This is a genomic window from Rhodococcus sp. EPR-157 (assembly GCF_001647195.1).
Taxonomy (GTDB): domain Bacteria; phylum Actinomycetota; class Actinomycetes; order Mycobacteriales; family Mycobacteriaceae; genus Rhodococcoides.
In genome coordinates, this window is sequence record NZ_LVCV01000318.1 from 1 (window position 1) to 13,463 (window position 13,463).

Here is a 13,463-nt window from a genome sequence, read left to right on the forward strand (position 1 = left end):
AGTACAGCGGGCGCCACGGGGGTTTCGATTTCGGCCGGTAGCACATGCGCACCGGTAAGGATCACGCGTTGAAGCTGTGTGAGCCCGAGTCCCAACACTGCGCCGAGAACGGCCCCCACTACTGCGACCAACAGTGCTTCACCGAGCAGCAATCGCCGGATTTGCCCTGCGGTAACTCCCGCGATGCGCAGAGTTGCGAGATCGTGGCGACGTTGGTCCACGGCGAAGCCGATCGTCGATGCGACCACGAACACCGTCAAGAATGCTCCCAGCATGACGGTCATTCCGGTGAGGGTATTTGCGCCGCTGGCTGCCTGACGGAAGGCCTCGGCCGCGGCCGGCGTTGCGCCAACCGGTGGCGTTGCGTTCTCCACACCAAGAATGATCGTCATCCCGGCATGCACGATTCCCACACCGAGGGCGACTGCAACCGTTGTCCCCACGAACAGAGACCAACGATCGAGCAAGGTACGAGCCGCCATCGCGGTCACGGAGCAAGCTCCAAGTCGGTAAGGGCGGAGGCAATCTGTGCCGCGTCAGGAGCGTTCAGTGTGCGGACCAGACGGCCGTCGCGCAGGAACGCTACGTGGTCGGCGCGAGAAGCCGCTCGCGGGTCATGCGTGACCATGAGGATGGTCTGCCCTCGATCGACGAGCTCGCGAAGGAGGGCGAGAACGACTGCGGCCGAGGAGCTGTCGAGAGCTCCAGTGGGCTCGTCCGCGAACACTATGCTTGGCTGTGTCGCCAGCGCTCGCGCAATCGCTACCCGCTGCTGCTGACCGCCCGACAACTCCCGAGGCTTCCGGTCGATGTGTTCGGCCAAACCCATTATCTTCAACGCGTCTCGCGCCGCCGAGTCCGCGCGTGAGTCGCCGGCCAACCGCAGTGGAAGGCTGACATTCTGTTGTGCAGTCAGTGCGGCAACCAAATTGAACTGTTGGAATACGAAGCCGATGTCGCTACGTCGCAGGCGGGTCAGCTGGTCGTCGCTCAGTGTGCTGATGTCAGTGCCGTTCAGAAACACTCGGCCCGAGTCCTTACTCTCGAGTCCTGCGGCACAGCTCATCAACGTGGACTTTCCGGAACCTGACGGACCCATGATCGCTGTCCACGTCCCTCGGCGACATCCGAGCGTGACGCTGTCGAGTGCGACGAATGCACTCGCACCAGAAACAAACGTGCGTGTGACTTCCTGAAGCTGCAGGACAGTAGAGGACCGTTCCGGTGAGATCATTCCTCTACCTCACCTCGCCGCGCCGCTCGCGTCAGTCGACCTGAACAGCGAAACCACAGTAGAGCTGGCTCTACTGTTCAGTTCGAGGCCGGAACCTAAAGTGAACGTGTGAGCCCATTGTCGGTAGCTTCTGAGCCGAAGACCATTGCGCGTTGGCGTGCAGCATCGTACGTAACCGCAGTCGCGACTCGAACATTGCTCGCAGTGGCTGCGTCAGCGCTGCTTGCAGGGCCGATCCTGATAACGGCTACCGACGGATCCCTTGGTCCAGAACGCACAGCCGCGCTCTGTACGGCAGGACTTGCATTGCTGGGAATCGGACTTCCCATCGTCTCAGCTGTACTGGCTCGAACCGATTGGGCCGGCGCGGCAGCATTGCAAGACGGAGCAATGCCCAATCGACCTCAAATTCACCTGCGCGAGCCGAAAACGCTCGTACGCCCGCTTGCCTACAGTGTCGTCATGCTCACGCTAGGTGGCGCACTAGCGGTGTCGGGATGGCTGGTCATGATCGGTTCGCTGGTCGCACTGTTCAGCCCCTACCTCGCGGTCACCGGCGACACCGCTGTCCTCGGCCCAGTGACTATCACGACGGTGACGCAGAGCCTTGTCGCTGCCGCGGTGGGGGCCGCTCTTCTTTCATTGTTGGTGTGGTCATCGCCTGTCATTGCCCGCGCACATGTCCGACTCGTGCAGCAGGTGCTGCCGAGACCGGAGCAATGGCTTCGGCACGATCTCGCCGCAACCGCGCACTCCCGCGCCCGACTGGTCCGTTCCTTCGATGTCGAGCGCCGCCGTATCGAGCGTGACCTGCACGATGCGGTCCAACCGCAGCTGCTATCGGTGAGCATGACATTGGGCCTCGCGCTCGCTGCGTTCCCGGAAGACGCCCCCGGACGTGACGACGTCGTCCGCGCGCAACTGCAAGCCCGCAATTCCCTCGACGACCTGCGCCGGGTCGTGCGAAACATCCATCCCCAGGTGCTGATCGACCACGGCCTGGGTTCAGCTGTGCGAGAGATCGGAGACAACTTCTCGATCCCTGTCACAGTGGACGACCAGCTCGATCCTCGGTTGCCTCCCGACATCGAAACCAATCTCTACTTCTGTGTATCCGAACTGCTCTCGAATGTGGTCAAGCACAGCGCCGCCACCCGCGCCGAAGTCATGTTGCACCGTCCCACACCGAACCTGATTCGCGTGTGCGTTCACGACGATGGACGCGGCGGAGCTGGCGCGCGAGGCCGTGACGACGGCGGGCTGAGCGGGATCACCGACCGTCTCGCATCCCTGGGCGGAATTCTGGCCGTCGACTCACCATTCGGTGGGCCGACGACTATCACTGTCGAACTTCCGAACCCGAGAACGAAATGACCGGCTCCAACTCCGATACCGCAACAAAGCTGCGTGTCGTACTTGCCGAGGACAACGCTCTGCTGCGCGAGGGACTACAGATGTTGTTGGAGCGCAACGGATTCGTTACCGTCGCAGCGGTCGGATCAGCGGAGGAACTGTTGGCAGCCTGCCGACTGCACGACCCTGACCTCGTCATTACCGATGTCCGGATGCCACCGAGTTTCGGCTCCGAAGGTCTCGCGGCAGCCTCGCAGCTTCGACAGGAGAAGCCGAATCTGCCGATCGTCGTACTCAGCCAGTACATCGAGCAGAGCTATGTCGCCGAGTTGCTCGACGGGACGGGCGCGACCGGGATCGGCTACCTCCTGAAGGATCGTGTCAGCGATGTCCGAGACTTCGCAGATACGCTTCACCGAATTCACTCCGGTGCCACCGTGATCGATCCCGCTGTCATCACCCAGATGATCAGTCGACGTCGCGATCCGCTGCAGCGCCTCACACCACGTGAACGCAACGTACTCGTGGTGGTCGCGGAAGGACACTCCAACGCTGCTATCGCGCGAGCGCTGTTCATCAGCGAGGCCGCCGTCGTCAAACACATCGGAAACATCATGATGAAGCTCGACATTCCCCCGAACAGCGACCAGAACCGAAGAGTATCAGCAGTTCTGGCTTACCTTCGTGCGCAGGAACGAGGCTGACTAGCGAGAAGTCACGGGCGCACCATTGACGTAAACCTCGGTCCCAGCCGGTACCACGATCGAATAGCTGCCCTCGCAGTACCCGACAATGCCCTCGCCGCATGGCGTCCCCAGGTTCAGGCTGGTTCCGTCGAGTGACCACGCCGGCGTAGTTGCGCTCTTGACCATCGATTCGGTCTGCACCGTGACGACGACCTCGTCACTGCCTGGCTGCTCGGCGGCGATGACCGGCATGTGTGCATTCGAATTCACGACGTCCAAACGTGGTCCGCTGAACTCGAACGACTCGACTCGCTGCTCCGAATTGACCGAACACCCTGACATTGGAATTACAGCTGCCAGTAGAATTCCGGCGACACTTGCTCGAAGGTGGTTTTTCATAGTTCCATTCCACCCGGAGCACGACGACGAAGGCATAGGCCAGACCCGTGTACTCGGAGTAGATCTAGCCCCACCGTCTGCGGCGCTGCGCTCCACAGGCACTGCGAAGAAGAGCGCGGCAGTTCACCCGACGCGGGACATCGACATCGGACCCAATACTTTCGACGAATTCGGCCAAAAGATCGTAACGGCTGTAGGTTTCGATGCCTCACACCAGATTCCAGGGGCTCCACGTCACTGCCGATCAATTGCCGAACATTTACCCGCAGGCGACCATGGCGTAGACCTCATATGAATAGTGTCGTCTGCGACTGAAATCTCGACCTCGACACGTCGGCGTTCTTCGCGTGAAGGCCGGAACGGGCTACGCCGGCATACACATCCGGCGCAGCCCCTCTTCTCAGGCTCCGAGAACGGAACTTGCAGCGGTGGTTCCACTCTCGGCGCTACCGGAGGTGATCAGCTGAAAGATGACGTCAGCAATGATCGATGCGATGAAGCCCATAGTCTGTCTCCCTGATGTGAAGTACCCCCCGACGGGATACCGATGGACCTGCGAATGTCGAAACCAATTGTGCTCGGTCACAACGCGAGGAATGTACCACCGGAAAATATCCAATGTGCGTCGGTGAGCGACCGAACGCGCGCCCTACCAGGTCCTTTTCGCGTCCAAATGATCTGTCTCACATAGAACGAAGAGTCATCCCAGCTGCGGAAGCAGTGTGCGGCGCGGTCGTTTCCCTCATCGCGGTGGGGTGTCAGCTCATGAGTTTCCAGGGTGTCGGGCCGAGTTGAGGTGCCGGGCCAAGACGCTGCTGGAAGCGGCGATCGTCGACCGAACCCTGACGAAGGTCGGGGGTGCCGACCGACTTTCGGGTCAGGTGCGGGCGGTACCGAATTCGTAGCGTTCAAGGATGCGACTTCGACTCGTCCGAGGATTACTCGGAGCGACCCTGGCGGTAGCCACGGTCCTGCTGCCGACGCAATCGGCGCAGGCAGCGCCCACCCAGCTCGATCCGTCCGAGATCGAGCAGTACGTAACCGACTACATGGACCGGGCCGGGTACCCAGGGGTCTCGATCGCGATCACCCAGGGTGAAGAAGTTCTCCTGGCTGCGGGCTACGGGCACGACTCCACCGGCGCGGACATGACGGCGCACACCCCGATGCCGGTGGCGTCGGTGAGCAAGTCCTTCACAGCGCTCGCCGTCATGCAGCTGGTCGAGTCTGGGGACGTGGCGCTGGACGAACCGGTGCGGTCGTACCTGCCTGACTTCCAGGTGGACGACCCCCGCAGCTCGAAGATCACTGTCCGAGAACTGCTGAGCCAGACGTCAGGCATCAGCGACGAGACCCTGCGCGAGAAGAGCTTGCCGCAACCGCACAGTCTCGAGGCTGCGGAGCAGCGGGCCCGCGACGCGACCCTCGCTGAGGCCCCTGGGACGCGTCGCCATTACACGAACACGAACTATCACCTGGCCGCCCGTCTGGTCGAGGTGGTGAGCCAGCAGCCGTTCACCGACTACCTTCGCGAAAAGGTGCTCGATCCGCTCGCCATGAACGACAGCACCTCCATCGACACGACGCCCGACGACCTGCCAGAAGGGGTGAGAGACGGACACACCTATCTGTACGGCATGTCCGTCGCTGCGACCGAGCCCGAGAGGTTCGTCAGCGGCTCCGACGGCGTGATCACGACCGCTGACGACATGGCGAAGTGGCTGATAATGCAGAACAACGAGGGGATAGCCACCGATGGCGAACGTCTCGCGACGACGGAGAGCATCGACCTCATGCGCTCGACGCCGAACGATCAGCCGTACGGCCTGGGGTGGGATCGGGATCAGAAGGGTCGATGGGGCCACAGCGGCGTCTGGTTCACGTATACGGCGTACCAGATGCTGCTGCCATCGGGGCACGGCATCGCGATCATGAGCAACAGTGGTCTAGGCCTGGGCAACGAGAGTCCGTACCTCCTGGCTGACGGGGTCGCCACGATCCTGGAAGGCAAAGAGCCGCAACAGATTGCCGCGACGCGTCTCTACATCGACCTGGCACTGGCCGCCCTGACACTGATCAGCATCGGAATTGGGGTGTACACGGTAGGACGTGCCGGGACGTGGGCTGCCAGGGCCTCCCGCCGCCAGTGGTGGACGACCGCGCTGCGGCTCGCCGCGTGGTTCGTACCGTTGCTGCTGCTGATCGCGCTGCCCCGGCTGCTGGGATCGTGGATCGGTGGGGGTCGAGACCTCACGCACGAGCAGCTGCTCTTGTACTCACCGGCCCTGGTGATCTGGTTCGGGGTCGCGACCATGACCGGCGTAGTAGTGGTGGCGGTGAGACTCCGCTCTCTTCAGATGATCGGCCGTCGTGGGGCCTAGGATCGTCGCCATGAGCGGGCATGACAGTCAGCCGACGCGGGTGCTCGCGGCCGGGGTCTACCCACAGGTGTGGCTGGTGGCAAGCGTGACACTCGGTCTTGGCGCTGGGCAGAGCATGAAAGGTGTGGTCCCGCCATGGACCGTCGCGCTGTGCGTCGTCGCCGCGGCCGTTGCCGGCGTCGCCGGACGACGGGCCAGGCACGTCGGCGGTGCGGCGGCGATCCTCGGAGCGGGGGCTGTCAGTGCAATCGCGCTCAGCGTGGTCACCGGGTCGTCCTGGAGCGTGACCCTGCTCGTCGTCGGCCTGTCGTGCGGCGCCCCTTGGCTCGGCGGTCGGTACCTGCACCAGCAGGACGCGCTGGCCGATGAGGCGGCCCAGCGAGCTCGCGTGGAGGAACGCAGTCGCATCGCGCAGGACATGCACGACTCGCTGGGTCATGAGCTCAACCTGCTCTCCTTGCGCGCCGGTGCAATCGAAATGGACACCACCCTGACGACGACGCATCACGCTGCGGCTTCGGAGCTCCGGGTCGGCGCCTCCGCGGCGATCACTCAGCTCGCCGCGGTCATCGGAATGCTGCGCGGCGACGGGCCGGTGGACTGGGGACCGACTAGACCCGACATAGCCGAGTTGGTCCGACGAGCGGCTGACGCCGGCATGGATGTAACTCTCGTGCGCAACGGTCCGGAGGACGCGGCTCTCCCCGCGGCCCGCTGCATCCACCGCGTGATCCAGGAAGGCATCACAAACGCCGCACGCCACGCCCCCGGATCTGCCGTCACCGTGACGATCGATAGCAGCGCCCAGGAAACCAAGGTCACGGTCACCAACACACCGCCCAACACGTCGCTCCGTCGCACTCCCGGCTCACGGACAGGATTCGTGGCCCTACAGGAACGACTGCAGGCGTGCGGCGGCACTCTGTCCGCCGGGCCTCACTACGGAGGGTTTCGACTCATAGCGCGCGTCCCTCATGCAGACGCACGATGATCCGCGTTCTGCTCGCCGACGACGAGCCGATGATTCTCGCGGGCGTGCGTGCTGTGCTCTCAACTGATCCCGCCGTAACGGTCGTGGCGCAGGCCCTGGACGGTCGGGAGGCAATTGCGCTGGCTCAGGCCCATCAGCCGAACGTGGCCCTACTCGACATCCGCATGCCAGCCCTCGACGGAATTTCCGCTGCCGCAGAGATCGGGCGAACAGTCCCGCAGACGGCAGCATGCATCCTCACCACATTCGGAGAGGACCAGTACGTCGCGCGGGCGCTCGGCGAGGGGGTCCAGGGTTTCATGCTGAAGTCGGGCGACCCCCGTGAACTGCTGGCCGGGGTGCACGCGTTGGCGGCGGGTGGTGCCTACCTCTCCCCGTCTGTTGCCCAGTGGGTCATCGGCCAGGTACGTGACGACCTGGCCGGCCTCGGGCAGATCGAGTCGAGAGTCGAACGACTGACGAGCCGCGAGCGGGACGTCCTCACACTGCTGGGGGAAGGCCTGTCCAATGGCCAGATCGCACGGCGGCTGCACCTGGTGGAGGGCACCGTCAAGGCCCATGTGAGCGCGATCCTGGTCAAGCTCCACGCAGACAATCGTGTTCAGGCGGCGATCGTCGCCCACCGGGCAGGTCTGATCTGACGGAACGAGTCCGCCTTCCGCCCGGAGCCGCACCTATCTCCGAAGTACGGCCCGTTATGCGCCCCAGAGGTGTCAGCACCGACGTGTCGACGCGCACCACGCGCTGCTCTTCTCCGCCCGGCACATCAGCACACGAAGGGGCTATCGATGGCAGACACAACGGAGACACCACCGCAGTTCCAGGTACACGAATCGGGTGCGTATTTTCACGGCACCAAAGCGGACCTGCGGGTCGGGGACTTCCTCGCCCCGGGGTATCGCTCCAACTACCGTTCCGAGCTCATCTCGAACAACGTCTACATGACGAAAGTGTTGGACAACGCGGTTCTCGCGGCAGAGATGGCGGCCGGACCGGGACGTCCCCGTGTGTACATCGTCGAGCCGGACGGCGATGTCGAAGACGACCCGAACGTCACCGACAAGAAGTTCCCCGGCAACCCGACTCAGTCCTTCCAAAGCCCGAACCCGGTGAAGATAGTCGGAGAGATGCTCGACTGGGTCGGGCACTCCCCCGAATACCTCGACCAGTTCCGGGCAGGCCTGGAAGAACTGAGGCGAACGGGAGCCGATGTCATCTACGACTAGCACCCAGCCACCCGCAGTGAGATCGGGCGCGGAGGTCGAACAGTTGGGTAGTGAACAGCGGCTCGGGCAGTGTGAGAGACACCTTCCCGAGCCGCTGGTCCGAAAATGTCAGGCCAGGCTCACTTCTCTGGTCTCGACCAGAGCCTTGGTGCATCCGAGGCTTAGAACCGACAAGAGAGCGAGCATGACGCCGACTGCGATGCTTCCATACTGCGCGGTCAACGGCGCCGCGAGCAGCGGCGGAATCGCGCCACCGAGAACGCCGGCGAGGTTGTAGCCCAACCCGGCTCCGGTGTAACGGAAGCGTGTCTGGAACAGCTCCGGCAGCAGAGCACCGGTTGGGCCGTAGGCAATCCCGAAGATTCCCAGCGTGATGCACATCGACACGACATAGACAACTTCGTTGCCGGTATCGAGCAACGGGAACAGAGCCAGTGCCCACGGAACAGCAATTGCGCAGGAGGTCATGATGACTCGCCGTCGACCGACCCGGTCGGAGTACGTCGCGGAAATGCCTATCGCAATTCCGAACACGACCGCGGCGATGATGCCTGTCCACAGCACGAACGGCCGGTCGAACCCGAGAGTCTTGGTGCCGTAACTGGTCAGGTACGCAGTGCCCATGTAGAACAGGGAGAACAGCGATGCCAGTGCGCCTGCGGCGAGGAGGATTTCCTTCTTCTGGACCTTCCAGGCTTCGAGGATGGGGAGCCTGTCAGGCGCAGCGGAGCGATTCTCGACCTCTTTGTTTGCACGGAAGATCGGCGTCTCTTCGATCGCCAACCGCATGTAGAGGCCGATGAGAACCAGAACCGCACTGAACAGGAACGGAATTCGCCAGCCGAAGTCGAGGAACACCTCGTTGGTATCGCCAAAGACCGCTCCGGTCACCAGGAACGTCGCGCTCGACAGAATGAACGCGGCCGACGGTCCCAGCTGCGGGAACATTCCGTAGAAACCACGCTTTTTCGCGGGCGCGTACTCCGCCGTCAGCAGGGTCGCTCCAGCCCACTCTCCTCCGACTGCGAAGCCTTGCCCGAACCGCAACAGCACCAGGATGATCGGGGCGGCAACACCAATAGTCTCCGCACCCGGAAGCAGGCCGATGGCGAACGTCGAGATACCCATCAGCAGCAGCGTGGAGATCAGCGTCTTCTTACGCCCAATTCGATCGCCGAAGTGGCCGAACAGCACCGCGCCCGCGGGACGGGCGATGAAGGCGACGGCGAACGTGGCGAAGGAGGCGACGGTTCCCGCAGTCGCTCCCAGGGCGGGGAAGAAGACCGTCGGGAACACCAGTGCTGCGGCAGTTCCGTAGATGAAGAAATCGTAGAACTCGATCGTCGTGCCGATTCCACTCGCGATCGCTACTTTGCGAACGCTGGTGCCGGGTGCCGCAGAAGGCGCCGAAGACGTACGAGTTACCGCGTCGTCGGGTGAAATTGAAGTCATGGGTTCTCCATTGGGATCGATGCCGACACATGTGATGTGGGGACGAATCCAGACGCTATGTGATCGGTGTCATAGTTCGTTACCCCCGGAAGAGGGGGTCGAAGACCTTGGCACACGACGCGTCTCGACTCATCACCGACAGGGTCGCGGTGACGAGTTCGTGCGCAGACGGAGACCAATGCCCGGTGGTGCGGTGCTGGTGGTTGATCGCCGCCATCCAAGTACCGAACGTTGGCGACGGCCGGCGGGACCTCCAGCTCGAGGCCGACGATCGTGCAGAGTGCAGTTGTCAACACTTTCGTTCCGAAGCCGTGTTTCCACACAGAGTTAGCTGGCACCGTACGGACGCCTCTGGACACTCGAATCCGATATTGGAAGCGAAGTGGCATCAGACGAGGAAATCCCCTGATCGGCCACCGACATCCACACGCGACCGAAACGCTCAACACATTCGCTACCGCACAGGTCGTTTCTATTGAGCAGATGGCACATCCAACACAAACAAAAAACCCCCGATCTGCGAATGTTCGCAGATCGGGGGCTTTTTCCTGTGCGCCCGAAGGGATTCGAACCCCTAACCTCTTGATCCGTAGTCAAGTGCTCTATCCGTTGAGCTACGGGCGCATGTTCTGTTGTGGTCGAGCATCTAGCTGGCCGGTAAAACTCTACCGACCGTGGCGGAGGCGAGAGGATTTGAACCTCCGGACCCGGTGAAGGGTCAAGTCATTAGCAGTGACTCCCATTCGGCCGCTCTGGCACGCCTCCTAGGCTGCCGGCCCTCTCGGACCGCCGAGGAAAGAGATTACACACGCCGAAGCCGTCAGCGCAAAACGGCTGGTCAACCTTCTGTTCACCTGAGGAATGAGTCGAACCAGTCGAAGATCCTCGTCTGCGCTTCGATCAGAGCAGCTGTCCCCGGATCCCCGTCCTCGGCGCTGCCTGGCGACGGCGGCGCGTCCGCTCGGTGATGACGACCGCTGTAGCTGACGACGTTGGTAGCCACGGACGCCCGTGTGGCTGCCTCACGAAGCCTCTCTATGTGCTCTGCTGGGGCCCGAGGGTCATCCTCGCCGTACAGACCGAGCCAGGGCGCTTGGAGCGACGGCGCGGCCTCGACCAACGCGACGGCGTCGGCGTTCAGCGGTTCGGTGATCCCCGCCGCAGCGACACTCACTGCCGCCCCGATCGGCCGATTGGTGGCGACGATCAGAGCCGCGGTTCCCGCGTCGTCGAACCCGATGACCCCGACACAATCCGGATACACGCCGCGGGAGGTGAGCCAGTCGAACGTGGCGTCGAAATCGGCGAACAGATTCTCACCGAACACCTCTTCGCCGTCCACGACCGAGTCGCGATGAAAAAGATCGGGCGCAACCGCGAGCCAGCCTTCCAGCGCAAGCGCGTGCAGCAGGGCCAAGAGCGACGGCGGAATCTCCCGGGACTCGTGAAGCACGACGATCCCGCCCCGGACACTGCCCTCGGGTGCGACTGCGGTGAGCGGCACCTTCTGTTGAACCGCACGAGGTTGGTCGGTGTCGTCCGGGTCGACCCCCGGTTCCACATCGATTCGGAGCACTGCCACATCCGTGAAGATTCCCGACATGAATCCAAAATAGTGCTGTCGAGCGCCCCCCGCTCCAATACCGCCGGACGCACAGAAATCCCACATGAAGGGAAGCGCATAATGTGAGCCGTGACTGCTCGTATCCGCACCGACCTCGACGCCATCCCCGCCTACGTTCCGGGCCGCAGTTTCCCCGGAGTGATCAAGCTGGCCAGCAACGAGACCACCCAGGGACCGCTGCCGAGCGTGCGCGAGAAGATCGCCGAAGCGGTTTCGACCGTCAATCGCTACCCGGATATTCGCGCCACCGAGTTGGTCGCCGAGATCGCCGCGATGTTGAAGGTCCAACCCGAGAACGTCGCTGCCGGTAACGGATCCGTCGCGCTGTGCCAGGAGGTCGTGCAGATCACGTGTGGCCCCGGCGACGAGGTCGTGTACGCGTGGCGCTCGTTCGAGGCCTACCCGATCATCACCCGCGTCGCGGGCGCCACTCCCGTCGAGGTCCCACTCGACGACAACCACGTGCACGATCTCGACGCCATGCTCGCCGCGATCACCGAGCGCACCCGCGTCGTGTTCGTGTGCAACCCCAACAACCCGAGCGGCACGGTCGTCAGGCGATCCGCACTCGAGAAGTTTCTCGACGCGGTTCCCGCGCATGTACTCGTCGTACTGGACGAGGCCTACTTCGAATACGCCCGTGAGAACCCCGCGGGTGAGTACACCGACGGCGTCGAGCTCGCACGCGGGCGTCGTAATGTTCTGGTCCTTCGGACGTTCTCGAAGGCCTACGGACTCGCCGGGCTGCGGGTGGGATACGCCGTCGGCGATCCGTCGATCATCACCGCTCTCGGCAAGGTGCGCATCGCGTTCGCCGTCAACTCCGTTGCCCAGCGGGCTGCCCTGGCGTCACTCGCGGCGAAAGACGAACTATTGGCCCGCACCGACGCGCTCGTCATCGAGCGAGAGCGGGTACGTGAGGCCCTCATCGAACTGGGTTACGACGTCGCGCAGTCCGACTCGAACTTCGTCTTCATGCCGCTCGGTGATCGTTCTGCGCCCTTCGCCGAGGGCGCAGCCGAAGCAGGAGTCCTTCTGCGCGCCTTCACCGGCGACGGAGTGCGGATCACCATCGGTGATCCGGACGAGAACGACGCCTTCCTGAAGTACGCCGCTACCGCCGCACCCTCGCCGAGCGAGACTCGCTCGGACTGAACCCGAACTCGGCACGGAATGCCGAGTTGAAGGTACTGACCGAGCCGAATCCTGACGCGTATGCGACCTCGGTGATCGAGCGGTGCCGCTGTGCCGGATCGTCCAAGCGTGCCTTGGCTCGATTCAGACGGCTGGTCCTGATCAAGTCCGACGGAGTGGTCTCGACCGAGGCCAGAACAGCTTGTATGTGGCGCACCGACCATCCAAGCCGTCGGGCAAGAGTGACCGGCGTCAGAGTCGGATCGTCGGACTGCGCACGCACGTATTCGAACGCCGACTGCGCCACTCCCGGCCACCGACCGACGTCGGAACCGAGCGTCGCAATCAAGATCGTGACGGACTTTCCGATCTCGCGGAAATCGTTCGTGGACAGAGAGTTCCGCTGGATCGACAGCTGCCGCAACATTGCCGAAGCGACTGCCCCGACGCCGGAAGTCATGTCGAGCATCCGCGGCGAACACGAAAGCGTCGTCGACGACGATTCCGGGACACTGACGACCCACGCTCGCGCATCACCACCATGCCCCAGCGTGAATGGCGACGACATCGACAATGCCACTGCAGAACCCGGTCCGATCACGTCCCGATCCTGGCCATGCCCGATGCGAAAAAGCCCGGCGCGGGGAATCAGGACTCTCAGGCTTCGATCGTCGTCTCGCCGCACATCCAACTGGCGACGTTCGTATTCGACTGCGTCGGAGGAGAACTCCATCAACTGAAAACCGAAGGATCGCTGAACGACCGTCTTGCCGGTGAACCCCTCGGCTCGATCGAAGCGTGATTCGAGGCCACCGTGGTTGGCACGAACATGGTCACACCAGAAGTCGCGACGATCGGAGGCCGGCAGCACTGCGGTGTCGGTCTCCGACACGTCGTAACCGGTCGATGCCTTCATCGATACGTACCTCCCACGCAGGAGTCGGGCCTGTGCGCGCGATGGCCGATTCCGTGCGCGCAACCGG

The 13,463-nt window shown here is 63.1% G+C and carries 13 protein-coding genes and 2 tRNA genes; 7 read left to right on the forward strand and 8 right to left on the reverse strand.

What is annotated here, in order from left to right; all coding sequences use genetic code 11:
- Both A2J03_RS14645 and A2J03_RS14650 read right to left on the reverse strand, forming a co-directional pair.
- A partial coding sequence (locus A2J03_RS14645; RefSeq protein WP_156520402.1) for an FtsX-like permease family protein occupies nt 1–482 on the reverse strand: 482 nt, incomplete at its 3' end.
- Between the two features lie 5 nt (nt 483–487).
- Nucleotides 488–1,234 carry an ABC transporter ATP-binding protein gene (locus tag A2J03_RS14650; RefSeq protein ID WP_068375190.1) on the reverse strand — a complete coding sequence of 249 codons (747 nt, stop codon included), beginning with the start codon at nt 1,232–1,234 and terminating at the stop codon, nt 488–490.
- A gap of 108 nt (nt 1,235–1,342) precedes the next feature.
- Between A2J03_RS14650 and A2J03_RS14655 the strand changes: the two genes are divergently transcribed.
- Together A2J03_RS14655 and A2J03_RS14660 are read left to right on the forward strand one after the other, a co-directional pair.
- Complete coding sequence (locus tag A2J03_RS14655) at nt 1,343–2,608, forward strand: sensor histidine kinase (protein ID WP_068375192.1); 1,266 nt, start codon at nt 1,343–1,345, stop codon at nt 2,606–2,608.
- Nucleotides 2,605–3,291, forward strand: coding sequence for a response regulator transcription factor (locus A2J03_RS14660; RefSeq protein ID WP_068375195.1), 687 nt, complete (start codon nt 2,605–2,607; stop codon nt 3,289–3,291). The genes A2J03_RS14655 and A2J03_RS14660 overlap by 4 nt, the downstream gene beginning before the upstream one ends.
- Here A2J03_RS14660 and A2J03_RS14665 read toward each other — a convergent pair whose 3' ends face one another.
- Nucleotides 3,292–3,543 carry a hypothetical protein gene (locus A2J03_RS14665; protein ID WP_156520398.1) on the reverse strand — a complete coding sequence of 84 codons (252 nt, stop codon included), beginning with the start codon at nt 3,541–3,543 and terminating at the stop codon, nt 3,292–3,294.
- Nucleotides 3,544–4,586: 1,043 nt separating this feature from the next.
- Between A2J03_RS14665 and A2J03_RS14670 the strand changes: the two genes are divergently transcribed.
- From A2J03_RS14670 to arr, 4 genes are all read left to right on the forward strand, one after another.
- Nucleotides 4,587–6,053, forward strand: a complete 1,467-nt coding sequence (locus A2J03_RS14670; protein WP_068375201.1) for a serine hydrolase domain-containing protein — start codon at nt 4,587–4,589, stop codon at nt 6,051–6,053.
- A gap of 10 nt (nt 6,054–6,063) precedes the next feature.
- On the forward strand, nt 6,064–7,044 hold the full coding sequence (locus A2J03_RS14675) for a sensor histidine kinase (protein WP_082897841.1): 981 nt from the start codon (nt 6,064–6,066) through the stop codon (nt 7,042–7,044).
- A complete protein-coding gene (locus A2J03_RS14680; RefSeq protein WP_068375207.1) occupies nt 7,041–7,685 on the forward strand; it encodes a response regulator in 645 nt (214 codons plus the stop codon). The genes A2J03_RS14675 and A2J03_RS14680 overlap by 4 nt, the downstream gene beginning before the upstream one ends.
- A 147-nt stretch (nt 7,686–7,832) precedes the next feature.
- Nucleotides 7,833–8,270, forward strand: coding sequence for an NAD(+)--rifampin ADP-ribosyltransferase (gene arr / locus A2J03_RS14685; protein WP_068375210.1), 438 nt, complete (start codon nt 7,833–7,835; stop codon nt 8,268–8,270).
- A 108-nt stretch (nt 8,271–8,378) separates the two neighbouring features.
- Here the strand turns inward: arr and A2J03_RS14690 are convergent, their stop codons facing one another.
- From A2J03_RS14690 to A2J03_RS14705, 4 genes are all read right to left on the reverse strand, one after another.
- Nucleotides 8,379–9,722 (reverse strand): MFS transporter, encoded by a 1,344-nt coding sequence (locus tag A2J03_RS14690; RefSeq protein ID WP_068375214.1) that lies wholly within the window; start codon nt 9,720–9,722, stop codon nt 8,379–8,381.
- Between the two features lie 551 nt (nt 9,723–10,273).
- A tRNA-Arg gene (locus A2J03_RS14695) sits at nt 10,274–10,346 on the reverse strand.
- A 51-nt stretch (nt 10,347–10,397) separates the two neighbouring features.
- Nucleotides 10,398–10,487: transfer RNA gene (locus tag A2J03_RS14700), tRNA-Ser, on the reverse strand.
- An 85-nt stretch (nt 10,488–10,572) separates the two neighbouring features.
- Nucleotides 10,573–11,325: a dienelactone hydrolase family protein gene (locus A2J03_RS14705; protein ID WP_068375217.1), complete on the reverse strand. Its 753-nt coding sequence runs from the start codon at nt 11,323–11,325 to the stop codon at nt 10,573–10,575.
- Between the two features lie 90 nt (nt 11,326–11,415).
- Here A2J03_RS14705 and hisC point away from each other — a divergent pair, with 90 nt between their 5' ends.
- Nucleotides 11,416–12,501 (forward strand): histidinol-phosphate transaminase, encoded by a 1,086-nt coding sequence (gene hisC / locus A2J03_RS14710; RefSeq protein WP_068375220.1) that lies wholly within the window; start codon nt 11,416–11,418, stop codon nt 12,499–12,501.
- Here the strand turns inward: hisC and A2J03_RS14715 are convergent.
- A complete protein-coding gene (locus tag A2J03_RS14715; protein ID WP_068375223.1) occupies nt 12,461–13,396 on the reverse strand; it encodes an AraC family transcriptional regulator in 936 nt (311 codons plus the stop codon). The genes hisC and A2J03_RS14715 overlap by 41 nt on opposite strands.
- Between the last annotated feature and the right edge of the window lie 67 nt (nt 13,397–13,463).

What these genes read in the sequence shown, in the direction of transcription:
- A2J03_RS14715 (WP_068375223.1), bottom strand. Translation starts at nt 13,396, where the DNA reads ATGAAGGCATCGACCGGTTACGACGTGTCGGAGACCGACACCGCAGTG.
- arr (WP_068375210.1), top strand. Translation starts at nt 7,833, where the DNA reads ATGGCAGACACAACGGAGACACCACCGCAGTTCCAGGTACACGAATCG.
- A2J03_RS14675 (WP_082897841.1), top strand. Translation starts at nt 6,064, where the DNA reads ATGAGCGGGCATGACAGTCAGCCGACGCGGGTGCTCGCGGCCGGGGTC.
- A2J03_RS14680 (WP_068375207.1), top strand. Translation starts at nt 7,041, where the DNA reads ATGATCCGCGTTCTGCTCGCCGACGACGAGCCGATGATTCTCGCGGGC.
- A2J03_RS14650 (WP_068375190.1), bottom strand. Translation starts at nt 1,234, where the DNA reads ATGATCTCACCGGAACGGTCCTCTACTGTCCTGCAGCTTCAGGAAGTC.
- A2J03_RS14670 (WP_068375201.1), top strand. Translation starts at nt 4,587, where the DNA reads ATGCGACTTCGACTCGTCCGAGGATTACTCGGAGCGACCCTGGCGGTA.
- A2J03_RS14660 (WP_068375195.1), top strand. Translation starts at nt 2,605, where the DNA reads ATGACCGGCTCCAACTCCGATACCGCAACAAAGCTGCGTGTCGTACTT.
- A2J03_RS14690 (WP_068375214.1), bottom strand. Translation starts at nt 9,722, where the DNA reads ATGACTTCAATTTCACCCGACGACGCGGTAACTCGTACGTCTTCGGCG.
- A2J03_RS14705 (WP_068375217.1), bottom strand. Translation starts at nt 11,325, where the DNA reads ATGTCGGGAATCTTCACGGATGTGGCAGTGCTCCGAATCGATGTGGAA.